Origin of the sequence: Comamonas sp. Z1 (assembly GCF_008121555.1) — a bacterium.
In the GTDB taxonomy this organism is placed as follows: Bacteria; Pseudomonadota; Gammaproteobacteria; order Burkholderiales; family Burkholderiaceae_C; genus Comamonas; species Comamonas thiooxydans.
In genome coordinates this window covers 231,145-256,647 of sequence record NZ_VOQT01000002.1, presented here as the reverse complement: position 1 = coordinate 256,647, position 25,503 = coordinate 231,145, and the positions used below count along the sequence as shown (strand labels likewise).

The window sequence follows — 25,503 nt, the reverse complement described above, 5'->3', positions numbered from 1 at the left end:
TCGTGCCAGACCCAGACCGGCCGCTCAGCATTGCAGCACGCCGCGAGGCTCGCGCATCAGCGTGCTCTGCCCGAACAGGCTTTGCACCAGATCCACCACCAGCTCCGCCGTCTGGTTGCGCAGGTCCAGCGCCGGGTTGAGCTCCACAATGTCCAGCGAGGCAAGACGGCCGGAGTCGGCAATCATTTCCATGCACAGCTGGGCCTCGCGGTAGGTGGGGCCGCCGCGTACCGGCGTGCCGGTGCCGGGAGCAATGTCAGGATCGAGAAAGTCCACGTCAAAGCTCAGATGCAGATGGATGTCTCTGTCGTTGCGTCCCAGCAGGCTGACCAGGGCGCGGCGCATCACTTCACGCATGCCCAGCTCGTCAATGGCCCGCATGTCGTAGACCTCCAGCCCCAGCTCTCGGATCATGTGCTTTTCGCTCTCGTCCACGCTGCGCAGGCCGATCTGGCAGAACGATGAGGCAGGCAGGGCGGGAGTCGTGCCCGACAGCGAGGCCAGTTCCGCCGGTCCCAGTCCGCAGAGGCTTGAAACCGGCATGCCGTGCAGATTGCCCGTGGGCGAACTTTCGGGGGTGTTGCAATCCGAGTGGGCATCCAGCCAGAGCACGCGCAGCTGCTTGCCCGTGGCGCGGCAATGGCGGGCCACGGCGCTGATGGAGCCTGTGGCCAGCGTATGGTCGCCACCCAGCAGTATGGGCAGCCGGTGTTGCTGCAGCACCTGCAGCACAGCGTCATGGGCGATCCGGTTCCAGCTCAGGCATTCGGCCAGATTGCGCAGACCCTGGGCATCGCGCGCGCCACGCGGGTTGGCGGGGCCGCTCAGATTGCCCAGATCGCTGACCTGCACACCCAGCCGTTGCAGCGCCGGACCGAGCTGGGCCACACGCAGGGCATCGGGCCCCATGGCCGCGCCAAGGCGCGAGGCACCGATATCGGTGGGCAGACCGATCAGTGTGGACGATGTGTATGCCATGAGCCGCTCCGCTTCAGGCCGTCTTACGGGCCGCAAGATTGATGATCTGGGGACTGGCTGCCTGTCTCACCATGGCAAACAGATCCTTGGGGTCGGCGAGCTCCGGCACCAGCTCGATCTGTGACAGCAGGCCCGCGCCTCGTGCCAGGCTGTGCATGGTGCGCAGCGCCGAGTAGTCCTCCAGCGCGAAGCCCACGGAGTCGAACAGGGTGATCTGGGCATCCGATGTCCGGCCCGGCGCCAGCTTCTGCAGCACGCGCCAGAGCTCGGTCACGGCAAAGTCGGCGGGCATTTGCTGCAGCTCGCCCTCGATGCGCGTCTGCGGCTCGTACTCGACAAAGACCTGCGCACGCTGCAGGGCGCTGGCATCGAACTCGGTCTTGCCGGGGCAATCACCGCCCACGGCATTGATATGCATGCCGGGCTCCAGCAAATGTCCGGGGATGATGGTGGCGCGGGTCTTGTCGGCGGTGGCGGTGGTCACGATGTCCGTGCCGGCCACGGCGTCCCGCACGCTGGTGCAGACGATGGCCGTGGCGCAAAAGCCGGGCAGGAACGGCTGCAGGTTGCGCAGCAGCTTTTGCGATGCCGCAGGGTCGATGTCGAACAGGCGCAGCTCGCGCACGCCCAGCAGCTCCATGAAGGCCAGAGCCTGGAATTCGCTTTGCGAGCCATTGCCGATCAGCGCCATGCTGCGGTTGCCGGCGCGCGCCAGATGGCGCGCAGCCATGGCGGATGTGGCGGCGGTGCGCAAGGCTGTGGTCAGCGTCAGCTCGCTGACAAAGCGCGGCATGCCGGTGGCGACATCGGCCAGCGCGCCGAAAGCCATCACGGTGGGCAGGCCCAGGCGCGGATTGTGCGGGTGGCCGTTGACGTATTTGAAGGCGTAGTCCCGCGCATCGGCCACCGGCATCAGCTCGATCACGCCGCTGGCTGAATGGGCGGCGGTGCGCGCGCTTTTGTCGAAGTCCTGCCAGCGGCCGAAGTCGGCCTCCAGGGCTTGGCTGATCAGGCGCAGCACCTGGGTGATGCCGACGCGCGCGACCAGCCGGGCTGCGTCGCTGGCGCTGAGAAAGTCGGTGCGCAATGGTGTGCCGGCCAGAGCTTGAGGAACAGACATAAGACCTCCTCCTTGGCTTCATTTTTGAGGATTTTTGCGCCAAATGCCAGAGAGAAGAGCCTGCGGTCGCCGTGGGTGCACTGCTCTTGCGGGGTCGGGTGCGGCCTTGCCGCCAGCGAAGATGGGACAATATCGGCCATGACTCAGACCATCACGATTACCCGTCCCGATGATTGGCACTTGCATGTGCGCGATGGCGATGCCATGCGCTGTGTGGTGCCGCACACTGCCCGCCAGATGGGCCGTGCCATCATCATGCCCAACCTCAAGCCCCCGGTCACCACGGCGGAGATGGCTGCGGACTACCGCGCCCGCATTCTGTCGGCCGTGCCTGAAGGCAGCCAGTTCCAGCCGCTGATGACGCTGTATCTGACGGACAACCTGGGCCCTCAGGAAATCGTGCGCGCCAAGGCGGCCGGCGTGGTGGCCTGCAAGCTTTACCCCGCAGGTGCCACGACCAATTCCGACCATGGCGTGACCGATCTGCGCAAGATCTATCCCACGCTGCAAGCCATGCAGCGCGAAGGCCTGGTGCTGCTGGTGCATGGTGAAGTCACCGATCAGAGCATCGACCTGTTCGACCGTGAAGCCGTGTTCATCGAGCAGCAGCTCAAGCCTCTGCGCAAGGATTTCCCCGAGCTCAAGATCGTCATGGAGCATGTGACGACCAAGGAAGCCGCCGAGTACGTGGCTGAGGCCGATGATTTCCTGGCTGCGACCATCACGCCCCAGCATCTGCTGTTCAACCGCAACGCCATCTTCCTGGGCGGCGTGCGCCCGCATTTCTATTGCCTGCCGGTCCTCAAGCGCGAAACCCATCGCCTGGCGCTGGTGCAGGCCGCCACCAGCGGCAGCAGCAAGTTCTTCCTGGGCACGGACAGCGCTCCCCATGCCGCGCACCTGAAGGAAGCCGCGACCGGCTGCGCCGGCTGCTACAGCGCCCACGCCGCCATCGAGATGTATGCGGAGGTGTTCGACGGCGTTGGCGCCCTGGACAAGCTGGAAGCCTTTGCCTCCTTCAACGGCGCTGATTTCTACGGCCTGCCCCGCAACACCGACACCATCACCCTGGTCAAGGAAAGCTGGACACCTCCCGTGAGCTTTGCATACGGCGAAGGGGCGCAGCTCAAGCCGCTGCGCTTTGGCGAAGCCTTGCCCTGGAAGATGCTGGATTAAAAACAGTAGCTGCAAGCGCCTGTGTTCACTTGAATCAAAGGTGTTTTCGGTCTGAAATCAAGAAAGGAGTTGCGCAAGCTGCTCCTTTTTTAATTTGGCTTTAGGCAAGGCCTCGGTTAGGCTTGGCCAAACAGCGCTCAGGAGATTGCATGCCCAACGATGTCCAGCCCAGGATTGCCTTGCTGATCGATGCGGACAACGCGCCCGCGGAGATGATTGACGAGATATTGACCGAGCTATCCACCTTCGGCCTGATCAATATTCGCCGTGCCTATGGCAACTGGACCAAGGCCGGTCTGCATGGCTGGCAGAGCAAGCTGCTGGAGTACGCCGTGCGGCCCATGCAGCAGTTCGATTACTCCAAGGGCAAGAACGCGACCGATATGGCCATGACGGTGGATGCCATGGAGCTGCTCTATACCGAAAAGCCCGATGCCTTCGGCATCGTTTCCTCGGACGCCGACTTCACGCCGCTGGTCATGCATTTGCGCGCCAAGGGCGCTGCGGTCTATGGATTCGGTGCGGAGCAGACGCCCAGGGCTTTCGTCAATGCCTGCTCGCGCTTTCTGTATTTCGATGCGCTCAAGGAACTCGGCGACGGCATTGTCAGCCGCAGTGAACGCCGCGAAGCACTGGAGGCCGAGGCAGTTCCACGTGCAGTGCCTGCGGCAAGCCAGCCATCCGAGCAGACCCTCCCTGTCAGCAATGGCAAGGTGGCCGGTGGCACGGGCGCTGCGGCCCCGGCATGCACCACGTTGCGCGTGCCTTCGCACATGCTCAAGGAAGACAGGCAGCTCATTGGCATGCTGCGCGATGCCGTCAAGGCGACGCAGGACGAAGCCGGCTGGGCACGTGTGGCTGCGGTGGGCACGCATATCGGCAACAAGTTGTCCTTCGATGCGCGCAACTATGGCTATGCCTCGCTGACCAAGCTCATGGCCGCGACCCAGGTGTTCGAGTTGCGTGACGAGGGCACGGCCCGCGTGGCGGTGCGCGATCTGCGTGGGCATCAGGACGAGGTGCTGCCTTGATGCAGCCAGCCGCAATGCAGTCAGTGGATTGGGCCATTGACTGGCAGGCGCCCTGGCTGGCACCGCTGCAAGCGCTTGGACGTCAGGTTCATGACCGGGTGCTGGGCGGTGCCGGCGTGGCCCGGGCCTTGCAGGAGGTGGCTGCCGCCCAAGGACTGCTGCCGGGCTGGCAGTTCGTCGATCAGCTGCAGCTGCCTGCCGGCCAGGCCTATGAGGCATTCATCCACAGCCGGCGCAGCATTCCCACGCGCGACAATCTGCATGACTTCTTCAACGGCCTGATCTGGCTGCACTGGCCGTTGCTCAAGCAGCGGCTCAACGCGCTGCAGGCGGTCGAGATCGCGCGCCAGGGTGTGGGAGCGCAGCGCGGGCGCCTGCGCGATTCGATCACGGTGCTGGACGAGAACGGCGGCTTGCTGCTGGCGCCGCAGGCACTGTGCGATGCGCTGCGCGACAAGCGCTGGCAGGAGCTGTTTGTGGCCCGGCGTGCGCTGTGGGAGCAGGCGCGCTTCCTGCCCATAGGCCATGCCCTGCTGGAAAAGCTGGTTCAGCCGCGCAAGGCCATCACCGCGCATGTGATCTGCGTGCCGCTGGAGCAGGCGCCGCGCCTGGCATCGCTGGCCGAGGCAGACGGCTGGCTGGACCATCAGTTGCGGACCCAGTCTTGCAATCTGGCCAGCAAGCCCTATCTACCAATTCCCATATTGGGAATCCCGGACTGGTGCCTGCAAAACCAGAACTTTTCCTTCTATGATGACTCTCTAGTTTTCCGAGCCCCACGTACCGCACAAACAACACAACAACGGGTACTGCCAGAAAGAGAACTGGCTTGATGAGCATTCGTCCTGCACAGGCGGTGCCTCAGGGGTTCTGGTCATTTTGTCCCCTGTGTGGAGTACACCCTCGATGAAACGTATTGCCTTATTTCTACTGACCAATATCGCCGTGGTGGCGGTATTGGGCATCGTCGCCAGCTTGCTGGGCGTCAACCGCTACCTCACTGCCAACGGCCTCAATCTGGGCGCCCTGCTGGGTTTTGCCTTCATCATGGGCTTTGGCGGCGCCATCATCTCGCTGCTGATCTCCAAGCCCATGGCCAAGTGGACATCGGGTGTGCAGGTCATCAACGAGCCGCGCAACGCCGATGAGGCCTGGATCGTCAACACCGTGCGCGGCTTTGCCGAAAAGGCTGGCATCGGCATGCCCGAGGTCGGCATCTATGAGGGCGAGCCCAACGCCTTTGCGACCGGCGCTTTCAAGAACTCGGCCCTGGTGGCCGTGTCTACAGGTCTGCTCGAAGGCATGACCCGTGAAGAGGTCGAGGCCGTGATCGGTCACGAAGTGGCCCACATCGCCAATGGCGACATGGTGACCATGACGCTGATCCAGGGCGTGATGAACACCTTTGTGGTCTTCCTCTCGCGCGTGATCGGCTATGCGGTCGACTCCTTCCTGCGCCGCAACGACGAGCAAAGCTCCGGCCCTGGCATCGGCTACATGATCACCACCGTGGTGCTGGATATCCTGCTGGGCTTTGTCGCCGCCATGATCGTGGCCTGGTTCTCGCGCCAGCGCGAGTTCCGTGCCGACGCGGGTGCTGCCCAGCTCATGGGGCGCAAGCAGCCCATGATGAATGCGCTGGCCCGTCTGGGCGGAATGCATCCGGGCGAGCTGCCCAAGAGCGTGGCGGCCATGGGCATTGCCGGTGGCATCGGCCAGCTGTTCTCTACCCACCCGCCCATCGAGCAGCGCATTGCTGCACTGCAGAACGCCCGCTAAGCGTACGCATGTGTAAACGGCAGTAGCCGGTCTTTACCGCTGCTTCACAAGCCCCTGTCAACAACCGGCAGGGGCTTTTGCGTTGTAGGAGCATATACATGTCCCCGGACTTTCAGGAGTTGTGATGTCCTTCATCTCTCAAACCATGACCCGCCGACTGCTGTCGGTCTTGCTGCTGGGCGGCTCCGCTGCCCTGCTTACGGGCTGCGTGGTGGCCCCGGCCTATCCGGCTTATGGAACCGAGGTGGTTGCGGGCGACGTCTATGCACCCATGGCCCCGCCTCCCCTGATCAACGAGGTGATCCCGGTGGCTCCCTCGCCGGCCTATGTCTGGATCGGCGGCTCCTGGGGCTGGGGCGGCGGGCGCTACAACTGGCGTCCCGGCCGCTGGGCCATGCCGCCACGTCCCGGCTATGGCTGGCATGAGGGTGGGTGGAATCATGGTCCTGGCGGCTGGCATCACGGCGGCGGCCATTGGGGACCGCGCCGCTGAGGGCGTCCGCTAGGTGACAAGAGAGGGCATCCGCCCGCTAGGCGGGCCGTGCCTGTATCGCTAGAGTCGGATGCAGGAGGTTTGCCGTGAATCCTGCTCTTGTCACCCGCCGCGAAGGCGCTGTTCTCATCCTCTCCAACAACAACCAGGCAGCGCGCAATGCGCTGTCGCCCGAGTATTACCACGCGGTCATGGAAGCGCTGCGTGCGGCCGGCACCGATGCCTCGGTGGCCGCCGTGATTCTGACAGGCGAGGGCGGTCATTTCTGCGCTGGCGGCGATCTGAACCAGCTGGCAACGAGGCGCGAGATGCCGCTGGCCGAACGCCGCCTAAAGCTTGAGGACCTCAACCATCTGATTCGTGCCATACGCGACTGCCCCAAACCCGTGATCGCGGCGGTGGAGGGCGCTGCCGCGGGTGCAGGCCTGTCTCTGGCCATGGCTTGCGACATGCTGGTGGCTGCAAGGTCGGCGGTTTTCTCGGTGGCCTATGTGAAGGTCGGCCTCACACCCGACGGTGGCGCGACTTCGTTTCTGGCCGAATTCATGTCCCGCCAATTGCTGACCGAGCTCTGCCTGACGGGCGAGCGCATCAGCGGCGAGCGCATGCACGCGCATGGCTGCATCAACCGTTTGACGGAGCCGGGCCAGGCCCTGGCCCAAGCGCTGGAGCTGGCGCGGCAACTGGCCCAGGGGCCGGAAGTGGCGACTGCGCGAATCAAGGCGCTGTGTCGGGTGGCCCACAGCCACAGCCTGGAGCAGCAGCTGGCGCTGGAGGCCGACCATATGGTCGAGGCCCAGGGCAGCGAGGAGTCCCGCGAAGGCATTGCGGCCTTTCTGGAAAAGCGTGCGCCCGACTTTGCCAGGCTGCGCGGAGCCTGACAGGTCGTTCCCGACGGCCTAGCGAACCGTGTAGTTGAGCTGGAACATCACGCCGGCGTTGCCAAGGACGTTGATCTGGGCGCCCCAGTTGCTGTTGAAGTCGTAGCCCACGGCCGGAATGGCCGTGATGCCCCAGCCATGCCGGTTGTTGAACGGGATCTTCTTGTTGTACGGAAACTTGTAGCCGTGAATGATGCCGCCCGTGACCTTGAAGAAAAGGCCTGGCACGCTGTCAAACGGCCTGAAGCGCCAGCCGTAATAGGCGTACTGGCTGGGCTGACCGAATGAATTCCTGAAATAGGCAAAGCCTGCGATATGGCGTTCGCCCAGCTCCTTCTCGGCCTGGATCAGCCAGACATAGGCGTGCTTTTGTTCGTCGGGCTCGAAATCGTTTTCCTTCTTGGCATCGGAGAAATGCCAGTCCAGAGGGGCGTAGCCGAACATCCAGCCCGAGAGCGCCGAGGGCTTGTCGGCGCTCTTGTCCGCCGCGGCAGCGGGATCACTGGTTTGTGCGCCGGCACTGGCGGCAGCCAGCCAGCAGGCCAGTCCCAGGGTGGCACAGGCAGGGGCGAGTCGCAGAGATTTCATGGTGACGCTGGCATGCGATGAAGTCCCCAGCGTAGCGATGCCAGGCCCTGGACCATGTCAGTCAGCGTCCCAAAACTTGTAAAAGCCATGACCGCCGGTGTGCTCGTGCCCCTCAAAGGCAGCCAGCCGCGGGGCAGCCATGCCTGGGACACACAAAGAGGCCGCTGCCGCGTTGCTTACAGCGCGCCGCCCGAGCCGCGCGCGCCCGAGGAGGGCACCTCTACGCCGAGAATCGCCGCAGCCACGGCCTCGCCGACCTTGATGCCATCCACACCGGCCGACAGAATGCCGCCTGCGTAACTCGCACCTTCACCGGCCGGGTACAGACCACGCGTGTTATCGCTCTGGAAGTCGGCGCCGCGGCCGATCTTGACCGGGGACGAGGTGCGGGTTTCCACACCGGTCAGCACCGCATCCTTCATGTCGTAGCCGCGAATCTTCTTGCCAAAGGCGGGCAAGGCCTCGCGCATGGCCTCGATCGCATAGGCGGGCAGGGCCTGGTGCAGATCGCCGAGGCTGATGCCGGGCTTGTACGAGGGTTGCACCTCGCCAAATTCGGTGGATGGCTTGCCAGACACAAAGTCGCCCACGAGCTGGCCGGGCGCACTGTAGTTCTGGCCGCCGAGCACATAGGCCCTGGACTCCAGCTGGCGCTGTAGCACAATGCCGGAAAGCGGGTGATGCTCGCCTTTTTGCTGCTTTTCAACACCAAAGGTCTTGCCGTCAAAGGCCCAGGCAAAGCTCTCGGTGTCTTGCGGGTAGTCCTCGGGGCTGATGGCGCAGACCATGCCGGCATTGGCATTGCGCTCGGCGCGCGAATACTGGCTCATGCCGTTGGTGACGACGCGCCCGGGTTCGCTGGTCGCAGCCACCACGGTGCCGCCCGGGCACATGCAGAAGCTGTAGACGGCGCGGCCATTTTTGGCATGGTGCACCAGCTTGTAGTCGGCAGCGCCCAGCAGCGGGTGGCCGGCATCCTTGCCCCAGCGGGCGCGGTCGATCACGCTTTGCGGATGCTCGATGCGAAAGCCCACGGAGAAGGGTTTGGCCTCCATGGCCACGCCGCGCTCGTAGAACATGGCAAAAGTGTCGCGCGAGCTGTGGCCCAGAGCCATCACGGCATGATGGGTGGGCAGCGCATAGCTTTGGCCTGTGGCCTGGTCGAGCACCTGCAGGCCGACCAGTTGGCGCTGGCCGTCGACTTCTTCGATCTGTACATCGGTCACGCGCTGCTCGAAGCGGATTTCGCCGCCCAGGCGCACGATTTCCTCGCGAATGCCTTCGACCAGCTTGACCAGCTTGAAAGTTCCGATATGGGGGTGAGCCGCATAGAGAATTTCGGGCGGCGCGCCATAGGTCACGAACTCGGTCAGCACCTTGCGGCCCAGATGGCGCGGGTCCTTGATCTGGCTGTAGAGCTTGCCGTCGGAGAAGGTGCCGGCGCCGCCTTCGCCGTACTGCACATTGGACTCGGGCGTCAGCTCGCGCTTGCGCCACAACCGCCATGTGTCCTTGGTGCGCTCGCGCACGGTCTTGCCGCGCTCCAGCACGATGGGCTTGAAGCCCATCTGGGCCAGAACCAGCCCGGCAAACATGCCGCAGGGGCCAAAGCCCACGACCACGGGGCGCTCATCCAGATCCGCCGGGGCCTGGCCCACGGGTTTCCAGCTCATGTCTGGCGTCGGGTTGACATGGGGATGGTCGGCAAACTGCGTCAGCAGCGCGGCCTCCTGGCCCTCGTCGGCCAGCGTGATGTCGACAATGTAGACGGCCAGCAGTTCCGCCTTGCGCGCATCGAAGCTGCGCTTGTGCACATGCAGCTTGGCAATGGCGGCGGCCGCAATTCCCAGGCGCTCGGCAGCAAGCTGCGTGAGCTTGTCCGTGGGCTGGTATTCGGTGTGGTTCTCGGGGTGGTATTCAACCGCCGAGAGAGGGAGTTTGAGTTCTGCGATCCGGATCATGGCTTGTACCTATCAAGCAAGGGTCTGGATGGTACGGCAAAGACCTGATGACTGCGCGACAAGGCCATGGTGACCTCGGCTTTTGTTGTGCTTATCGCTTCTAAGAAGATAGCGGTTCGCGCTTGATACAGCTCATGTTCTCATCTCTTTGAACACGAAGTTGCTATGTAACAAGCGCGGCCAGCTATGCATTTGATAGTGATGTGCTGGTGGCCTTTTGTTATTTGTAGAGCAGTTGCGGCAGCCACAGACCGATCTGCGGCCAGATGTAGAGCAGCACGATGGCCAGGATTTGTATGCCCATGAAGGGCATCATGCCCACGAATATCTGGTTGAGCGTCACCGAAGGCGGTGCCACCCCCTTGAGGTAGAAGGCAGACATGGCCACGGGTGGAGAGAGGAAGGCCGTCTGCAGATTCAGCGCCACCAGCAGGCCGAAGAACAGCGGGTCAACGCCAAAGTGGTTGAGCAGAGGGATGAAGATGGGCATGAAGATGACGATGATCTCCGTCCATTCCAGCGGCCAGCCCAGCAGAAAGATCACGACCTGGGAGAGGATCATGAACTCTATCTTGCTGAGGTTCATGGACAGCACCCAGCGCTCTATCAGCTCCTGCCCGCCCAGCAATGCAAAGGCGGCGGAGAAAATGGCCGAGCCCACAAACAGCCAGCAGACCATGGCCGAGGTCTTGGCGGTCAGGTACACGGACTCCTTGACGACATCGATACTCAGGCGCTTGTAGGCAGCGGCAAGCACAAAGCCGCCCAAGGCACCCATGGCAGCCGCTTCGGTCGGCGTGGCCAGGCCAAAGACAATGGAGCCGAGTACGGTCAGGATCAGCACCACCAGCGGAAAGAACGAGCCCAGCAGCATCTTGAAGATTTCCAGCCGCGCAAAACTCAGAAACAGATAAAACAGTGCGGTGCAGGTCCCCAGCACTGCAAAGCCAATCCACCACCAGGTGGGGGCTGGCTGGGTTTCAGCCTGGCTGGCAGCAGGCACGCCCGGTGCGTTGCTGCCTGTTTCAGGCTCTGCCGGCGCCGTTGCTGCCACCGGGGCGGAGGACTCTGAGTCGGGCGGCTCCTGTAGCCCTCCTTCTGTGGGTGGTTCCTGCAAGCCACCTTCTATGGGCGGCTCGGCAAGGCCAGTGCCGGAGCTGGAGCTGGAGCTGGAGCTGGAGCTGGAGCTGGAGGAGCTGCTGCTTTCCATGCCTATGGGCTGGATCTCGAACTGTTCCTGCACCGCAGGCGTCGTCACTGCCTGCCAGCTGCTGGCAGCCAGCAGCAGGAACAGCATTCCGGGCAGAACCACCACGGCCAGCTGGCGCAGCAGATAGCCCGTGGGAACCTGTGCATTGCGCTGGCCTTTGAGTGCGGCCAGCAGGCGCATGGGGGCGTATTGCTGAGCGGTGGCGGGCAGCTCGCGAGTCAGGGACGGTAGAGCTACCTGGCGCTCGGCGGCTGACAGCGGTGGTGCCCAGGCCGGCTTGATCTTGGCCATGATAACCACATAGCCCACGTACAGGCCGGCAAGCATCAGGCCAGGGAAGAAAGCGCCGGCATACAGCTGGACGACGGAAACGCCTGCTGTCGCGCCATAGAGAATCAGCAGCACCGAAGGCGGTATCAAGATACCCAGGCAGCCACCCGCCGTGATGGCCCCTGCCGCCATGGACGTGCTGTAGCCGGCACGCAGCATGGTGGGCAGTGCCAGCAGGCCCATGAGCGTGACCACGGCGCCCACAATGCCGGTGGCGGTGGCAAACACGGTGCAGGTCACCAGCGTGGCCACAGCAAGCGAGCCCGGCACGCGGGCCATGGCCAGGTGCATGCTTTTGAACAGCTTTTCGATCAGGTTGGCGCGCTCGACCAGATAGCCCATGAAGACGAAAAGGGGGATGGCGATGAGCACGTCATTGGTCATGCTCTTGTAGGCTGACTGCACCATCAAATCCAGTGTGCGTGTGGTATCGCGCTCATAGGCCAGCCAGGTGAAGATCATGCCCATGCCCATCAGCGTGAAGGCAGTGGGAAAGCCCAGCATGATGGCGACCACTACCAGCGACAGCATCAGCAGGCCCAGATGGCCGTTGGTGATGTTTTCTACGCCCAGCAGCAGCACGATGGCCGAGAGCACGACCAGGGCCATGATGGAAAAGCCGAACCAGAGTTCCTTGCGCATCTTCATGCTTTGCCCTCCTGCACCATTTCCTTGAGCTTTTCCACATCCACTTCTTCCACGTCTGCGCCGCGACGGGGCCATTGGCCGTCGCGCAGGCACAGCATGCAGCGGGCGATTTCAGCCAGGCCCTGAAGCAGCAGCACGCCACCAGCCAGCGGAATCATGAATTTGAATGGATACAGCGGCAACGGATGGGCAGAGAAGGTCTGCTCGCGAATATCCAGCGATTCGTGGGCATAGGTCCAGCCGGCCCAGGTCAGCGCCAGTACGCCAGGCAGGAAGAACAGGATGTACAGGCACAGATCCACGGCAGCCTGCGCACGCGGGCTGAAGAAGCCATAGAGCACATCGCCGCGCACATGGCCGTTCTTGGACAGGGTGTAGGCGCCGGCCAGCATGAACATGGTGCCGTAGAGCATGATCTGTGCATCCAGCACCCAGGCGTGAGGTTTGTTCAGTGCATAGCGGGAGAACACCTCCCAGCTGATCAGCATTGTCAGCAGCACCACGGCCCAGGCCGCCACCTTGCCGATAAAGGTCGAGAACGCATCGACAGCAAGCAGAATTTTTTGCATGGCAGTCTCCGCTGCGTGATGCAGCGAGGTGCGAAGAAGATGAGATGCCCGCCTGCCGGGGCGGGACTGCGGGAGGCAGACAGGCGCAGCCCCTGCTGGGCTGCGCTGCGTCGGAATCAACTGCGCTTTTGCGCGAAGTAGTGGTTCCAGGCCATCTTGAAGTCGAGGTCGGTATCGTTTTGCCAGCGTCCGCTGCGCTGGGCAAACGTGCGCATGGAGTCCATCACCCGCTTGAACATGGGGTTCTCGGCGGCCTTCTTGGATGTCACCTTGTCCCAGGCAGCCAGTTGGGCGCGCAGGATGGCGTCGGGTGTCTTGTAGAACTTCACGCCTTGCTTGGACTGCATCTCTGCATAGTCCTTGGCATAGCGGTCGGTGGCCTTCCAGCTCATGTCGGCGCTGGCGGCCTGGGTGGCGTACTCGATGATGGACTTGATCTCGGCCGGCAGGGCGTTGAACTTGGTCTTGTTGAACAGCACCTCGAACTGCTCACTCGACTGGTGAAAGCTTTGCAGCATGCAGTTCTTGGTCACATCCGGAAAGCCCAGCACGCGGTCGCTGGATGCATTGTTGAACTCGGCGGCATCCAGCAGGCCGCGATCCAGGGCTGGAACGATCTCACCGGCAGGCAGTGGGTTCACAGCCAGACCCATTTCCGTAAACACATCCACGGCAAGGCCGACGGTGCGGAATTTCAGTCCCTTCAGGTCTTCCACCTTGGCCACGGGTTTCTTGAACCAGCCCAGCGGCTGGGTCGGCATGGGGCCATAGAGTTTGGAGACCACGTCCATTTTCAGGCCGCCGTAGATCTCGTCCAGCAGCTCCTTGCCTCCGCCATAGTTGTGCCAGGCCAGCACCATATTGGCATCCATGCCAAAGGCCGGTCCGGACCCCCACAGCGCTACGGCCTGGCTTTTGCCATACCAGTATGCAATCACGCCGTGCCCGCCATCCAGCGTGCCTTTGGATACGGCATCCAGCAACTGGAATGCAGGCACCACGGAGCCGGCAGGCAGCACCTCGATCTTGAGGCGGTTGCCAGTCATGTCATTGACTTTCTTCGCGAAGTCCTGGGCAAACTCGTGAAAAATATCCTTGGCCGGCCAGGTACTCTGAAAGCGCCAGGACGTGGTCTGGGCCGTGCTTATCATGGGCACGGACATGGCGGAAGCAGCCACCGCGGCACCTTTGAGTAGGTTGCGGCGGCCGGTTTTCTGGGTCTCCTGTGTCATCTACTTCATCTCCTCTGGGTGGTTATCCTGGCCTTCCGCCAGTGCATGCATCTTTGAAGCGAGTGACAGGCCGGCGCAGAGGGTTAACACCAGACTTGATGAGTGGATGGCGGCTTGAATTCTTGATATTTTCTTATTGAAATCAATCTATTACGCCCGAAATTAAAGTGGTGTTTGCTATGGATTGGTGAGTGTTTGGCAGTGCTGGAGATTTGCCGGTTAAGGGTAATTTGGGGGGCACTGCGTGGATGTATCGTTGCGGTAAAGCTCGCAAGGCAAGCGCCTGAATGACTTGCCGTGCACTAGCATGCAGTCAGTCTGACTTGACGCCAAAGCTGCATGTCTCATTCATCCTCCGACTCTTTTCTACCGCTTACCCGCAGACATTGGCTGCAGCATTCCGGTGCTGTGCTGGGGGTGCTGCCCGTCATTCCCTTGCTCGGCTGCGCAGCTCCCGCTGCGGAGTCGGTGAGGAGCGTGGGGAAAGCGGCTGCTCCATGGTTGAGCGGTGGCACCAAGGCCATCACCGCCGCCGTGCGCGGCATCAACCCGTTTGCCGGTGCCGGGCTGGCGGGCAGTTGCCGCCTGACCTGCGAGGCCACCATCGGCCCCTGCCATACGCTGTCTCCCGAGCGCATGGATGTCAGCGATGGCTGGGATGGCCTGCCGCTGCATATGCAGATCCGCGTGGTCAACGAGCGCTGCGAGCCGGTGCCGGGCACGATTGTGGAGATCTGGCATACCAATCACACGGGCGGTTACTCGGGCCAGATTCACCGCATGTGCAACAACGATGCGACCGATGGGAACAAGCAGTTCTTTCGCGGCTATCAACGCACCGACGGCAATGGCGTGGTGCGCTTCGACAGCTGCTACCCCGGCTGGTATCGCGGCCGCGCCGTGCATGTGCACTTTCGCATTCTGCAAGGCAGCTACGACCCGGCGGACAGCGCTGCATCGTGGCTGACCAGCCAGTTGTTGTTCAGCGATGCGCTCAACAGCGAGATCTTTGCGCAGGCGCCGCTTTACAGGGACAAGGGCCAGCCCGATACCCGCCTGGATGTGGACAACGTGGTCGGGCAGGAGCCGGACAAGACGCCTTATGTCTTCGATGTGCAGAACCTGGGAGGGGTGATGCTGGCATCGAAGACCGTGGTGGTGCGCAGCGATAGTGCCGACAAGCTCTGCCAGGTCAAGGGCTCCATGCCGCCAGGCGGGCCAGGAGGCCCGGGGCGGCGGCCGCCGCGCCCGGGCATGATGCCGCCACCTCCGCCCGGCACCTGAACCAGGCTTCAGATCACCAGTCTGGAGTAGCCGATTCCGGCTGCTTTTTCCACGCGGATCTGCGCCGGAATGCGCTCCTTGAGTGCTTCCACATGGCTGATGACGCCAATCATCTTGCCGCTGGCGTTGAGTGCATCGAGCGCGGCGAGGGCCATCTCCAGCGTATCGCCGTCCAGCGTGCCGAAACCTTCGTCGAGGAATAGCGAATCGATCGAGGTCTTGCTGCTGACCAGATCGGACAGTGCCAGTGCCAGTGCCAGGCTGACGAGAAAGGCCTCGCCGCCCGAGAGCGTGCGCGTGTCGCGCGCCACATCGCCCTGCCAGCCGTCCACGATGTCCAGCTCCAGCTCGCCAGTGGGCTTGCGCCGCAGCAGATAGCGACCGTGCAGGCGCTCCAGGTGTCGGTTGGCCAGATGCAGCAGATGATCCAGCGTCAGCCCCTGTGCGAACTTGCGGAACTTGTCGCCTCTGGCGGAGCCTATCAGGCTGTCCAGGTGTTGCCAGAGATCGCTGTCCTGTTCCTGCTCGGCAATCCGGGCCAGCAAGGCTTGCTGGCCCGCGCGGCGGTCATCGTCATCTTTGAGGCGGGCGCGGTGGGCGCCCAGTTGCTCGGCTTGCTGGGCGCGTTCGGTCTCCAGCTGGGTAATTTGCTCGGTAATGGTTTCGGGTGCTTCGTCGCTGAGCGCCTGTGTCTGCAGTGCGGTCAGGCGCTGGCTGGCGTCTGCCTGCAAGGCGGCTGCGCGTTGTGCCGCGCCCTGAAGCTGGTTGCTCAGTGCCCGCAGACCTTGCTGTTCGGCATCGGACAGCAGGGCTGCGGTGTACTGCGCTTCGTCGGAGAACGGGCTGGCCTGCAGCGCCTGCTGCCATTCGGCCTGGGCCTGCCGCGTCGATTGCTGCAGCTGCTCAAGCGTGGCTTGTGCCTGGCTTGCCTGACCTTGCAGCCTGGCCAGTTGCTGCGCTGTTTGTTCGAGCAGAACTCTGCAGTCCTGCAGCGTGGCGGCGGCTGGCACTGTATAGGCGGTGGCGTCGGCGGACATGTCAGGCAGGGCCTGGCTGCGTTGCAGCCAGTGCTCGGCATCCTCTGCGGCTTGCTCGACCTGGCGTTGCAGAAGGTCGATCTGCTGGGTAAGCTCTTGCATTGCCTGTTGCTGGCGCTGCCATTGCTGCCATTCCTGCTGACGCGCATCCAGCCAGTCTGCGGTGTCTGCGCTGTCGGGCAATGCGTAGCCTGCCGTCTGCAGAGCAAGCTGCAAGCGAGTTTGCAGGTCGCCGGCCTGCTGCATCAAGGCTTGCAGTGCCTGAGCGGTCTGCTCCTGCTGCGTCAGATTGTTCTGCAGAGCCTGCCGGGTGCTGGCCTGTGCATGCTCGATCTGCTGCTGGTGTTGCAGAGCCGCCTGGCAGGCGTCCTTGGACTGTTGCAGCTGGCGTTCGGCAGTTTCGGCATCGGCCAGGTTCTGCTGCAGCTGCGCAATCTGCTGCCCGGCTTCAGCGCAAGCGGTGTGCAGTGCTTCGGGCTGCTGCCATGCCGCCTCATCCAGCGGCACTGCGCTCTGCGCGCGCAAGTCAGCCCAGCGTGACAGCCATTTTTCAATCTGCTGGGCAATGGCCTGGTGCTGCTCCTGCTGCAGCTGCCGCTGGCCCTGGGCAGTGGCCAGCGCGGTGTTCAGCTGTTCGCCCTGGCGCTGCAGCGACTCGAGTTCGCTCTGTGCCTGCTGCAGCGCAGCGGCTGTGGCTGATACATCCAGCGCCGCGTATTCGGTGATGGCTGGGTGATCCAGAGACCCGCACAGCGGGCAGGCATCTCCGGGCTGCAGCGCGGCGCGGTGCTCTTGCAGGCTTTGGATGAGGCGCTCCTGGTCAAGCAGGGCTTGCTTGTCGGCCACCTTTTCCTTGAGAGCCTTGTACTGCGCACGCAAGTCATCGCGTTGCGCCAGCTGCTCCTGAATGCGGGAATCAACGGAGCTCAGCGCCTGCGAATTGCGCTGCTGCTGCACGTCCAGGGGCTGGCGCAGTGCGGCATGTTCCTGCAACTGCTGCCAGTGATGCAGCTGGCGCTCTGCGTTTTGCCAGTGGCTGCGCAGCTGAGACAGGCTGCCGTGCGTGGTCAGCTGCTGCTGCAGGGCTTGCTCTGCGGCCTGCTGCTGTTGCCGCGTCTGGGAGACTTGCCGTGTCGACTGCGTGGATTGCTGCGTCTGTGCGTCTGCTTGCTGCTGCAGTTGCCGGGCGAGCTTCTGCAGCTGCGTCATCTGGCCTTCTGTCTGGACGGTTTGCCGTTGCAGTTGCTGGCCTTGCTGCAGCTGCTCGCGCCAGCCGCTGAGGTTTTCACCCAGCAGGGCGCGGCTGGCATGGGCTTGCTGCCATGCCGTCAAGTCGGCCTGCCGGGCCTGTGCAGACTGCAGCTGCAGCCTTGACTGCTGCAGCTGATCGTCAGCCAGTTGCTGGGCCTGTTGGTGTTGATGCCATTGCGCGCTTTGGGCTTGCAGCCGCAGGGTATGCAGTTGCTGCAATTGCACGGCCTGTTCGCTTTGCTGGTCTTGTGCCAGCTGCCAGCGATGGTGCATGGGCTGGATTGCCTGCGCAGGTCCGTGGGCCTGCAGGCGCAGCAAATCTTGTGCTGCGTCACTCAGCGCTTGCTGGGCGTTCGCTTGTGCATTGCGCGCCTGCTCCACCTCCTCCATGGCCTGCATGGTCTGTGCCTGCCAGCGTTGTACGGTTTGCAGTTGCTGGTGGCGTGCCTGCAGATCCATCAAGCCGGTCTGCAGCAGTGCCGTCTGGGACTGCAGCTGCTCGCGTGTGCCTGCATCCAGCAGTTGCATGCCCTGTGCCTGGGCCTGTTGCTTTTCCAGGGCCTGGCGGGCGTCGCGCGCTCTTTCGAAAACGGACTGCGAGATGCGACCGTAGATATCGGTGCCGGTCAGTTCTTCGAGCAGCTCGGCGCGCTCATTGGCCGTGGCCTGCAAGAAGGCGGCAAAGCCTCCCTGGGCCAGCAGCATGGACTTGGTAAAGCGCGCAAAGTCCAGTCCGGTGATTTCGGCGATGCGCCGGGTTTTGTCCTTGATATGGGTGGTGAGTATGCTGCCGTCCGCCACCAGTGCCAGCTCCACCCTGGGAGCTTGAAGGGCGGCATCCGGCTTGCCGCGCGCGCGGCGCTGGCTCCAGAAGGCGCGGTAGGCCACGCCCTTGACTTCGAACTCCACCTCGGCTTCGCACTCGCCGGTGTGGCGCGTCATGATGTCGTTGCTGCCGCTGATGCTGTCGAGGCGCGGCGTCTGGTGATAGAGCGCAAGGCAGATGGCATCGAGCAGCGTGGACTTGCCAGCGCCCGTGGATCCGGTGATGGCAAACAGGCCGTTGTCGGCAAAGGGGGCAGCGGTGAAGTCGATGTTCCACTCGCCCTTGAGCGAGTTCAGGTTCTTCAGCCGCAGTTTGAGAATTCTCATGCCGCTGCTCCTTGCTCGTCGTGGAGGCCGTGCAGCACCTGTTGATAGCGCTCGGTCAGCGCCGATTGCAGTGGGGGCTCCAGGCTCTCCAGGGCCAGTCGGCGTGCAAACACATCGAGCGGGGTGAGTTCATCCAGCGACTCGCGGGCTTCGCCGGACAGCTGTGCCGCAGCCTGGCCGCGCTGGCGCTTGATGCGCAGAATCTCCACGGGCAGTGACTCGGCCATGGTTTGCACGCGCGCCGTGAGGTCGGAGAGATAGTCGTCTTCCTGTACCGTCACCTCCAGCCAGACCGGTCGATCGGCTTGTGCCTGGGCCGAGGCAGATTCCAGCAAGGCTGGCATCTGCGCCAGGCTGCCGATGATGGAGGCCATGGGCTGGAACACCGGCACGGGCAGGGGGGTGACGGTCTGCAGTCCGTCGGCATTCAGATCCACCAGCAGTACCTGCTTGGTCTGCCTGGCTTCGTCAAATCCCAGCGCGATGGGAGAGCCGCTGTAGCGAATGTGATCGAGTCCGCCGACAAGCTGCGGCTTGTGGATATGGCCAAGGGCGATATAGCAGGCTGGCGGGAAAGCATTGGTCGGAAAAGCCTCCAGTGCGCCTACATAGATTTCACGCACCGATTCATTGCTGCTGGCACCCACCATGGTCAGATGGCCGGTGGCAATGATGGGCAGCAGTTCGCCCTGGCTGGCCTGTATCTCATTCTGCGTTTGAAGGGCTGCGGCATACACGCGCTGGTAGGTGGATGCAATCGCGGCTTGCAGTGCCTGTTGCTTGTCCTGTGCGCTTTGTCCGGCCTGGCTTTGCTGCACATCACGCGGGCGGATGAAGGGCAGTGCGCAGACGATGCAGCCAGGCTCCCGCGCTGTGCCACGTCGAGGCAGCGTGACGACATGCCGGGCCTCATCACCGGTCGAGCTGACCACCTGGGCGCCCAGGTAGGTCAGCAGCTCGCGGCTTTCATCGAGCACGCTGACCGAGTCATGATTGCCCGCCAGGATCAGCAAGGCCGCGCCTGCGTCGTGTAGGCGCACGATGAGCTGGTTGTACAGCTCGCGCGCATAGCTGGGCGGGGCTCCGGTGTCGAAGATGTCGCCGACGATCAGCACGGCATCCACGGCATGGGCCTGCACCTTGGTGAGCAACCAGTCGATCAGGGCCTGATGCTCGGCCTGACGGCTGCGGCCCATGAAGTGCTGGCCCAGATGCCAGTCGGAGGTATGGAGAAGACGCATGCGGCGATGGTATGCCAGCTGGCCCCCGTCTTACTCGCTGTCCAGCCGTGCTTGCGACAGCTCCTGCTCGAACAAGGCATGGCCTTTGGCCCAGCCGCCACCCCAGATCAGGTCCATGATCCCGGCCAGCGCTTCCAGACGCGGTTCATCGAGGTCCGAGCGCGAATGCTCGGCCTGGAACAGGCGGTAGAGCGCGGCCTGGCTCATGCCTTCATCCCTGAGGGAATGAGCCAGTTTCTCCAACGCCGCCGCAGTCGGTGCCGGCTGGTCTGGCCGCAGAGCTGCCTGCAGGCGTCTGGCTGGAGTCATTTCAGCGCTTGCCTGTGCGCTTGGCCGTCCAGTAGCTGAATTCTTCCTTGCCGACTTCATAGTCCAGCTCCTGCAGCCTGGCCTGCAGGTTTTCCTGCACATCGGCCACGGCACGGTTGTAGATGCTGGGGCCTATTTCCGCGAGAAAGAAATTCAGCAGGGCACCGGATTGCATATTGCCTATGGGTTCGTCCATGTTTTCGCGGAAATAGCGTTCTATGGAGGCAATGGCCTGCTGCTGCGCGTGTTTGGGGAGTTCTATGCTCATTGATCAAGCTTTCTTGTAAATTTTCTTTCGCTTCAAGCGTCGGATTCTTCTTCAGCTGACTAACTACCTTGTCTCGCAACTGGCGGTGTGACAGTGGCAGTCCGCTTCATGGCTTCGGCCAAGCACGGAGCGTCATGCGGTGATTGCTGCACCACATGCACTTATTATGTGCATGAGCTCATGTTGATGCACGCAGATGGCATGAATACGATGTCTTCTTCATCATTCCCAAGGAAAAGCCATGGCTGTCGCCATTCGAATCTACAGCTCAGGTGCGCCCGAAGTGATGCAGCTCGAAGAGCTGGATCTGCCGTCACCGGGGCCGGGCGAAGTTCTGCTCGAGCAGACCGCCATCGGTGTCAATCCTCTGGATGTCAATCAGCGCAAAGGGCTGGTCCCGATTGCATTGCCTTCGGGACTGGGTCTGGAGGGCGCGGGAACAGTGGCAGCCGTGGGCTCGGGAGTGTCGGGCCTGAAGTCGGGGGACCGTGTCGGCTACGCAACCGGGCCGCAGGGCGCGTATGCCAGTGCGCGCTTGTTCCCCGCTGATCGTCTGATCCGGCTTCCGGACAGTCTCGCGGATGATGCCGCCGCGTCGGTCCTGTTCAAGGGCATCACGGCTCAGTACCTGCTCAAGACCACCGGCCAGGTGAGTCAAGACAGCCGAGTCCTGATTTATGGCGCTGCCGGGGCTCTCGGACAGCTGATGTGCGCGTGGGCCAAGCATCTGGGCGCCCAGGTTCTGGGCGTCGTCTCCAGGCCCGCCAGTGTGGAACGAGCCAAGGCGGCAGGCTGCGATCAGGTGTTTGTCTTTGATGCGCAGACACTGGCATCCCAGGTGATGCAGGCCACGCAGGGACGAAAGGTGGACGTGGTCTACGACTCCATCGGAAAAGACACTTTCCTGGCTTCGCTGGACTGCCTGCGACCCAGAGGGCTGATGGTGTCGTTTGGTGCCACATCGGGCCTGCCGCCTGCCATTGAGGTCGGCGTGCTCAATGCCAAGGGCTCGCTGTTTCTGACCCGTCCGTCTCTGGCCGCGCATACGGCAACGATAGAGGAGTATCAGAGCCGTGCGCAGGACGTGCTTGACGCCATCGCAGGCGGCATACTCACGCCTCGCATATGGAAAAGCTACGCGCTCAAGGACGCAGCCCTGGCGCATGCAGACTTGGAGCAAGGACGCTCGCAAGGCTCGATCATCCTCACCCCCTGAATCGCTACAGACACCATGGAGACATTCGACAGCCAGCACACGGATGAGCTCGCCACGCTGGTCGCACTGGCAGACCAGGGTTCGTTTGCCGCTGCGGGACGATTGCTGGCGCGTCACCCTTCGGTGCTCTCCAAGCGCATGCAGGCTCTCGAGCGAAGACTGGGCGTGCGCCTGGTGGAGCGCACCACGCGCCAGCTGCATTTCACCAACGAAGGCTGGCGACTTGTCGAAAAGCTGCGCCAGGCTGCCCATCTGATTCGGGATGCAGAGCAGGAAGCAGCTCAGGGAGCGCAGGAAATACGGGGGCGCCTGCGCTTGTCCATGCCCGCGACGATGGGGCGGCGGTGGATCAGCCCCATGCTGGCGGATTTTTCCCTGGCCTACCCGGAAGTGGCGCTCGAAGTGGAGTACAGCGAGCGCATCGTGGACATTGTGGGAGAGCGTTTTGACGCCGCCATACGTATCGGCAATCTGGCGGACAGCCGGCTGGTTGCCACGCGGCTATGCGATCAGTACCGCCTTCTGTGTGCATCATCCAGCTATCTTGAGCGCCATGAAGCGCCAGACAGGCCTGCAGATCTCGTCCGTCACAACTGCCTGGGCTACACCGGCCTCCTGGACTTTCCGCAATGGCGACTGGTTCAGTCGGCAGGAAAGAAGGTCGCCAGTGTTGCCGAATCAGTGCGCGTCAGCGGCTCCATCCTCAGCAACGACAACGAAGCCTTGCTTCATGCGGCAATCAAAGGGGTGGGCATCATCGCCGGCAGTGACTGGCACCTCATGCCCTCCATCCATGCTGGAGAGCTGGTCCGCATACTGCCGCAATGGACATTGGGGGAAGCCGGCGGCATCTACCTGCTACGACCTTCGGGGCAGTACAACACGGGCGCCATGAAGGCGTTCAAGCAATGGGTGACGGAGGCTTTCGCGGCGGCTCCCTGGCGGCCCTCAGACCGCTGAGGAGTCCTGCCTGCCCTGCTGCTTCAGGGCGATGAGTACAGGTCGCTCAAGGCCTGGAACTCGGTTGCCGCGCGAGGATCAGGAGCCGCTCTTGCTTCCCAGCCAGGCAGCGCTATTGAGAAAAAAGCGTACCAGCTCGCTTTGACGGCGGGCGCCGGTCTTGGAGAAGATGGAGCGCAGGTGAGCTCTTGCGGTATTGAGGCGAATGCCCAGCGCTTTGGCTGCTTCCTCCAGCGTCAGGCCGTGGGTCAGCTGGATCACCAGCGCGGTCTCCGCCGACGTGAGCTGAAACAGCTGCTGCGCCAGGTGCGCTGACGGATCGGCCTTGTCATCGGTGTTGCGCATGAACACCGCGACGCAGGGACGGCTCTTGGCCTCTGCGTTGTCACCCGAGGAAATGCTTTGGACCACAAGCCCCCAGTTGAGCTGACCCGAAGGACGGGCAATCGAGATGCCTTCGGTCATGACGGACGCGGATGCCAGGGAGGACAGCAAGGCATCCTTGACCAGTCGCTGGAGCTTTCGGTTGTCGCTGGCATATTCAGCCTCCAGCATGCCACCGGAGATCCTGAGTCCATCCTGAGCATCGAGAATGCCTTTGGCCGCTGGATTGCTTTCCAGCACTTGGCCATTCTGGTCCAGGATGACGACACCCACCATCAAGCGAGCCGTGACGGTGCTGTACAGCGACATGACCTGGCGATCATGGTGCAGTGCCAGATGCATATTCAGTGCACGGCGGATGTGCGGCATGATCATGCGCCCCAGATCCAGATCCCGCTGGCTGAAGGCCGGTTCCGACTCGGGGCGCGTGATCCGCAGGCCGTAGACACTGCCATCGGTGGTCACGATATCGGCAGCCATCACATGGAAGATATTGTGCACACGGCACCAGTCCTTGTAATAGACGCTGCTGCGCCATTCGCTTTCGGACATCAGGTCGGGAATGGTCTTGAATTGTTCCTTGGGCATGCCAAGGAAAGGACTGTGCTCGCTGTAGACGTCGTGCGTAAGCAAGCCCTCAAGCCCTCCGGATGCGGTGATCGTCAAACCGATATTGTCTCCCTCGGTCTGGCGGATGATCAGCACTGCAAAATTGCTGCGCATATGCGTGCGAATCACCTCCAGGCAGGGAACCCAGGCCTCCGGCAAAGAAGCCGCATCGTAGAGGTGATTGATGAATTCGCTGAAGCGCTCCGCACTGATCAGCTCTGCTGTCTCTGGGCTCTGAACTCCGGAGATCGAGCCATCTTTGAGAGCAAAAGTCATTGAGGCTTGTGCGTAATCCATGGGTTTCAGTTTGCCGTAGGTGGGGCTCATTGCGTTGACCTCTTGCTGTCTCGCATTATCTGCGCCTGATTGTTCGGCTTCGATTTGCAAGACTTCATCCATGGTGTCATTAGTGTCCCTGGCTCCGGCGCTGGCCAGGACGAGCCGGCAGGAATTGGCAGGGCCGACACTCTCGGTCCTGGCCCGATCAGCACCGGCAGCCGCAGGTGCCGGCACACGGAGGCATCGCACTGCTTGGCGAGACATCAATCGTCAAAGTCCCAGAGCTCATGCAGGTCCAGGCGCAGACGACTATCGCTCTCCAGCGTGTCCATACGTGCCATGCGCTCGGCCAGCACTGCGTCGGCAAGCACACGGCGCGCAGCCAGGAGCTCGGCCAAGCCGGACTCGCCGGCACGATAGGCGCGCATTGTGCGGTCGGTCGCACTGCGCTGAAGCGTCGCCGCTCGGACCTGCGCCGCGGCTGCAGCACGCCTGCCATTCAGCTGACTCCAGAGCACATCGAAGTCCGCCCCCAGGCGTCTGGCTACCGCCAGGCGACGCGACAGCGCCACATCGGCATCGGCCAGCGCGGCCGCAGCCTGGGAAGCCCGGTGGGCGGAGCCCAGTGGCAGACTGATGCTGAGGCCTGCAATGCGCTCGGCACCACCACGCTCGCTGCTGGCAAACACACCGATCGTGAGGTCTGGGCGGCGCTCAAGATCCGTGCGGCGGGCCTGGTGCAGCGCAAGAGTCTCCTCGGACAGGGCCAGCAAATACTCATGGCTGTGCTCTATGTAGCGCGAGCGCAGCTGAGCCTCCGATCCGTTCGGGAGTGCGGGCAGCGCGCTTGCGTCGATTGAAATGCCGGCCAGAGGGCAGAGGTCGGGAAAGCGTGAGCAGAGCTCGGCCTGCGCCGAGGCCTGTGCGGCCTCTGCTGCGGCCAGCGCAGCCTGCATGCGGGCCTGTTCGGCGGCCGCCAGCTCGGCTTCAAGCCTGGCCGCATCGCCCGCGCGCAGACGGCGCTCGGTGATGCTTGCAAGCTCTGCGGCGGCATCGGCATTGCCCTGCGCCGCCTGCCGGGCTTGAGCAGAGCGCTGAACCGAAAACCACAAGGCCAGCAATTGGCGTGCAGTCTCGTGCCGGGCGTCTTGCGCTGCCAGCAGGCCGGTGGCCCGGGTTGTCTCGGCCAGCTCGGCGTCGACGGCTGCCTTGCCCCAGAGTCGTAGCGGTCGCTCGATGGCAATCTGGCCTTCGGTGAATCGCTGGCCGGAGCCATCATGGGTCCAACGGCGCTGACCACTAGCTCGGACCACCGTTTCATGAGGGCCCACGCGCAGACCGTCGGCTCGAGCCTGAGCACCCCTTCGTGCTGCGTCGGCCGCTTGCACAGTAGGCGACTGTTCTACCGCCATGCGCACCGCCGTCTCCGAAGGCAGGTAGCTCTGAGCCTGGGCTGCACTCGTAAAAAGTAGAACTGCGGCACAGGCATGAAGCAGACGATTTTTCATAGGCAAACT

Annotated in this window: 22 protein-coding genes; 9 read left to right on the top strand and 13 right to left on the bottom strand. The window is 63.0% G+C overall.

Going from position 1 to position 25,503, the window contains the following annotated elements:
- Positions 1 to 24: 24 nt before the first annotated feature.
- A complete protein-coding gene (rocF, locus tag FSY45_RS04530) occupies positions 25 to 978 on the bottom strand; it encodes an arginase (RefSeq protein ID WP_046460560.1) in 954 nt (317 codons plus the stop codon).
- A gap of 13 nt (positions 979 to 991) precedes the next feature.
- Positions 992 to 2,098 (bottom strand): ornithine cyclodeaminase, encoded by a 1,107-nt coding sequence (locus tag FSY45_RS04525; protein ID WP_003068103.1) that lies wholly within the window; start codon positions 2,096 to 2,098, stop codon positions 992 to 994.
- A 129-nt stretch (positions 2,099 to 2,227) separates the two neighbouring features.
- Between FSY45_RS04525 and pyrC the strand changes: the two genes are divergently transcribed.
- From pyrC to FSY45_RS04495, 6 genes are all read left to right on the top strand, one after another.
- Positions 2,228 to 3,274, top strand: a complete 1,047-nt coding sequence (pyrC, locus tag FSY45_RS04520) for a dihydroorotase (RefSeq protein ID WP_034362813.1) — start codon at positions 2,228 to 2,230, stop codon at positions 3,272 to 3,274.
- Positions 3,275 to 3,423: 149 nt separating this feature from the next.
- The gene (locus FSY45_RS04515) at positions 3,424 to 4,305 is read left to right on the top strand and encodes an NYN domain-containing protein (RefSeq protein ID WP_046460561.1); all 882 of its coding nucleotides are present in this window, start codon (positions 3,424 to 3,426) and stop codon (positions 4,303 to 4,305) included.
- A 14-nt stretch (positions 4,306 to 4,319) separates the two neighbouring features.
- Positions 4,320 to 5,138: a DUF3025 domain-containing protein gene (locus FSY45_RS04510; protein ID WP_080944388.1), complete on the top strand. Its 819-nt coding sequence runs from the start codon at positions 4,320 to 4,322 to the stop codon at positions 5,136 to 5,138.
- A gap of 73 nt (positions 5,139 to 5,211) precedes the next feature.
- Positions 5,212 to 6,084 carry a protease HtpX gene (gene htpX / locus FSY45_RS04505; RefSeq protein ID WP_003068113.1) on the top strand — a complete coding sequence of 291 codons (873 nt, stop codon included), beginning with the start codon at positions 5,212 to 5,214 and terminating at the stop codon, positions 6,082 to 6,084.
- A 124-nt stretch (positions 6,085 to 6,208) separates the two neighbouring features.
- A complete protein-coding gene (locus tag FSY45_RS04500; RefSeq protein ID WP_046460562.1) occupies positions 6,209 to 6,577 on the top strand; it encodes a YXWGXW repeat-containing protein in 369 nt (122 codons plus the stop codon).
- An 86-nt stretch (positions 6,578 to 6,663) separates the two neighbouring features.
- Positions 6,664 to 7,458, top strand: coding sequence for an oxepin-CoA hydrolase, alternative type (locus tag FSY45_RS04495; RefSeq protein WP_046460563.1), 795 nt, complete (start codon positions 6,664 to 6,666; stop codon positions 7,456 to 7,458).
- An 18-nt stretch (positions 7,459 to 7,476) separates the two neighbouring features.
- On the opposite strand, the gene FSY45_RS04490 is transcribed toward FSY45_RS04495, so the two are convergent.
- The 5 genes from FSY45_RS04490 to FSY45_RS04470 form a co-directional block, all read right to left on the bottom strand.
- Positions 7,477 to 8,046, bottom strand: a complete 570-nt coding sequence (locus FSY45_RS04490; protein WP_046460564.1) for a hypothetical protein — start codon at positions 8,044 to 8,046, stop codon at positions 7,477 to 7,479.
- A gap of 176 nt (positions 8,047 to 8,222) precedes the next feature.
- Complete coding sequence (locus FSY45_RS04485) at positions 8,223 to 10,007, bottom strand: NAD(P)/FAD-dependent oxidoreductase (RefSeq protein WP_046460565.1); 1,785 nt, start codon at positions 10,005 to 10,007, stop codon at positions 8,223 to 8,225.
- 220 nt (positions 10,008 to 10,227) lie between these two features.
- Positions 10,228 to 12,195, bottom strand: coding sequence for a TRAP transporter large permease subunit (locus tag FSY45_RS04480; RefSeq protein WP_148747924.1), 1,968 nt, complete (start codon positions 12,193 to 12,195; stop codon positions 10,228 to 10,230).
- Complete coding sequence (locus tag FSY45_RS04475; RefSeq protein WP_003068125.1) at positions 12,192 to 12,764, bottom strand: TRAP transporter small permease subunit; 573 nt, start codon at positions 12,762 to 12,764, stop codon at positions 12,192 to 12,194. Before FSY45_RS04475 ends, FSY45_RS04480 begins: the two co-directional genes overlap by 4 nt.
- A 116-nt stretch (positions 12,765 to 12,880) precedes the next feature.
- Entirely contained in the window at positions 12,881 to 13,996 is a 1,116-nt protein-coding gene (locus FSY45_RS04470) for a TRAP transporter substrate-binding protein (protein WP_003068127.1), read from the bottom strand.
- A gap of 339 nt (positions 13,997 to 14,335) precedes the next feature.
- Between FSY45_RS04470 and FSY45_RS04465 the strand changes: the two genes are divergently transcribed.
- A complete protein-coding gene (locus tag FSY45_RS04465; RefSeq protein ID WP_223305620.1) occupies positions 14,336 to 15,280 on the top strand; it encodes an intradiol ring-cleavage dioxygenase in 945 nt (314 codons plus the stop codon).
- Positions 15,281 to 15,288: 8 nt separating this feature from the next.
- Here the strand turns inward: FSY45_RS04465 and FSY45_RS04460 are convergent, their stop codons facing one another.
- From FSY45_RS04460 to FSY45_RS04445, 4 genes are read right to left on the bottom strand one after another with little or no spacing between them, the layout of a single operon-like run.
- Positions 15,289 to 18,720 carry an AAA family ATPase gene (locus FSY45_RS04460; protein WP_046460568.1) on the bottom strand — a complete coding sequence of 1,144 codons (3,432 nt, stop codon included), beginning with the start codon at positions 18,718 to 18,720 and terminating at the stop codon, positions 15,289 to 15,291.
- On the bottom strand, positions 18,717 to 19,961 hold the full coding sequence (gene sbcD / locus FSY45_RS04455) for an exonuclease subunit SbcD (RefSeq protein ID WP_046460569.1): 1,245 nt from the start codon (positions 19,959 to 19,961) through the stop codon (positions 18,717 to 18,719). The genes FSY45_RS04460 and sbcD overlap by 4 nt, the downstream gene beginning before the upstream one ends.
- A 30-nt stretch (positions 19,962 to 19,991) precedes the next feature.
- Positions 19,992 to 20,270: a hypothetical protein gene (locus FSY45_RS04450; protein ID WP_046460570.1), complete on the bottom strand. Its 279-nt coding sequence runs from the start codon at positions 20,268 to 20,270 to the stop codon at positions 19,992 to 19,994.
- Between the two features lies 1 nt (position 20,271).
- Positions 20,272 to 20,538 (bottom strand): DUF2164 domain-containing protein, encoded by a 267-nt coding sequence (locus tag FSY45_RS04445; protein ID WP_003068137.1) that lies wholly within the window; start codon positions 20,536 to 20,538, stop codon positions 20,272 to 20,274.
- 241 nt (positions 20,539 to 20,779) lie between these two features.
- Between FSY45_RS04445 and FSY45_RS04440 the strand changes: the two genes are divergently transcribed.
- Positions 20,780 to 21,754 carry a quinone oxidoreductase gene (locus FSY45_RS04440; protein ID WP_046460571.1) on the top strand — a complete coding sequence of 325 codons (975 nt, stop codon included), beginning with the start codon at positions 20,780 to 20,782 and terminating at the stop codon, positions 21,752 to 21,754.
- Positions 21,755 to 21,769: 15 nt separating this feature from the next.
- Positions 21,770 to 22,714 (top strand): LysR family transcriptional regulator, encoded by a 945-nt coding sequence (locus tag FSY45_RS04435; RefSeq protein ID WP_046460572.1) that lies wholly within the window; start codon positions 21,770 to 21,772, stop codon positions 22,712 to 22,714.
- A 78-nt stretch (positions 22,715 to 22,792) separates the two neighbouring features.
- On the opposite strand, the gene FSY45_RS04430 is transcribed toward FSY45_RS04435, so the two are convergent.
- Entirely contained in the window at positions 22,793 to 24,034 is a 1,242-nt protein-coding gene (locus tag FSY45_RS04430; protein WP_046460573.1) for a LuxR family transcriptional regulator, read from the bottom strand.
- A gap of 215 nt (positions 24,035 to 24,249) precedes the next feature.
- Positions 24,250 to 25,494, bottom strand: a complete 1,245-nt coding sequence (locus FSY45_RS04425) for a TolC family protein (protein WP_046460574.1) — start codon at positions 25,492 to 25,494, stop codon at positions 24,250 to 24,252.
- Positions 25,495 to 25,503: the final 9 nt, after the last annotated feature.

Bases quoted from the DNA above. Each gene is read 5' to 3' on its own strand.
- FSY45_RS04475 (WP_003068125.1), bottom strand. From the start codon at position 12,764: ATGCAAAAAATTCTGCTTGCTGTCGATGCGTTCTCGACCTTTATCGGC.
- FSY45_RS04460 (WP_046460568.1), bottom strand. From the start codon at position 18,720: ATGAGAATTCTCAAACTGCGGCTGAAGAACCTGAACTCGCTCAAGGGC.
- FSY45_RS04450 (WP_046460570.1), bottom strand. From the start codon at position 20,270: ATGACTCCAGCCAGACGCCTGCAGGCAGCTCTGCGGCCAGACCAGCCG.
- FSY45_RS04490 (WP_046460564.1), bottom strand. From the start codon at position 8,046: ATGAAATCTCTGCGACTCGCCCCTGCCTGTGCCACCCTGGGACTGGCC.
- FSY45_RS04485 (WP_046460565.1), bottom strand. From the start codon at position 10,007: ATGATCCGGATCGCAGAACTCAAACTCCCTCTCTCGGCGGTTGAATAC.
- FSY45_RS04465 (WP_223305620.1), top strand. From the start codon at position 14,336: ATGTCTCATTCATCCTCCGACTCTTTTCTACCGCTTACCCGCAGACAT.
- FSY45_RS04515 (WP_046460561.1), top strand. From the start codon at position 3,424: ATGCCCAACGATGTCCAGCCCAGGATTGCCTTGCTGATCGATGCGGAC.
- FSY45_RS04425 (WP_046460574.1), bottom strand. From the start codon at position 25,494: ATGAAAAATCGTCTGCTTCATGCCTGTGCCGCAGTTCTACTTTTTACG.
- FSY45_RS04435 (WP_046460572.1), top strand. From the start codon at position 21,770: ATGGAGACATTCGACAGCCAGCACACGGATGAGCTCGCCACGCTGGTC.
- FSY45_RS04510 (WP_080944388.1), top strand. From the start codon at position 4,320: ATGCAGTCAGTGGATTGGGCCATTGACTGGCAGGCGCCCTGGCTGGCA.
- FSY45_RS04440 (WP_046460571.1), top strand. From the start codon at position 20,780: ATGGCTGTCGCCATTCGAATCTACAGCTCAGGTGCGCCCGAAGTGATG.
- FSY45_RS04445 (WP_003068137.1), bottom strand. From the start codon at position 20,538: ATGAGCATAGAACTCCCCAAACACGCGCAGCAGCAGGCCATTGCCTCC.
- FSY45_RS04500 (WP_046460562.1), top strand. From the start codon at position 6,209: ATGTCCTTCATCTCTCAAACCATGACCCGCCGACTGCTGTCGGTCTTG.
- htpX (WP_003068113.1), top strand. From the start codon at position 5,212: ATGAAACGTATTGCCTTATTTCTACTGACCAATATCGCCGTGGTGGCG.
- FSY45_RS04470 (WP_003068127.1), bottom strand. From the start codon at position 13,996: ATGACACAGGAGACCCAGAAAACCGGCCGCCGCAACCTACTCAAAGGT.
- FSY45_RS04525 (WP_003068103.1), bottom strand. From the start codon at position 2,098: ATGTCTGTTCCTCAAGCTCTGGCCGGCACACCATTGCGCACCGACTTT.
- rocF (WP_046460560.1), bottom strand. From the start codon at position 978: ATGGCATACACATCGTCCACACTGATCGGTCTGCCCACCGATATCGGT.
- sbcD (WP_046460569.1), bottom strand. From the start codon at position 19,961: ATGCGTCTTCTCCATACCTCCGACTGGCATCTGGGCCAGCACTTCATG.
- FSY45_RS04430 (WP_046460573.1), bottom strand. From the start codon at position 24,034: ATGAGCCCCACCTACGGCAAACTGAAACCCATGGATTACGCACAAGCC.
- FSY45_RS04480 (WP_148747924.1), bottom strand. From the start codon at position 12,195: ATGAAGATGCGCAAGGAACTCTGGTTCGGCTTTTCCATCATGGCCCTG.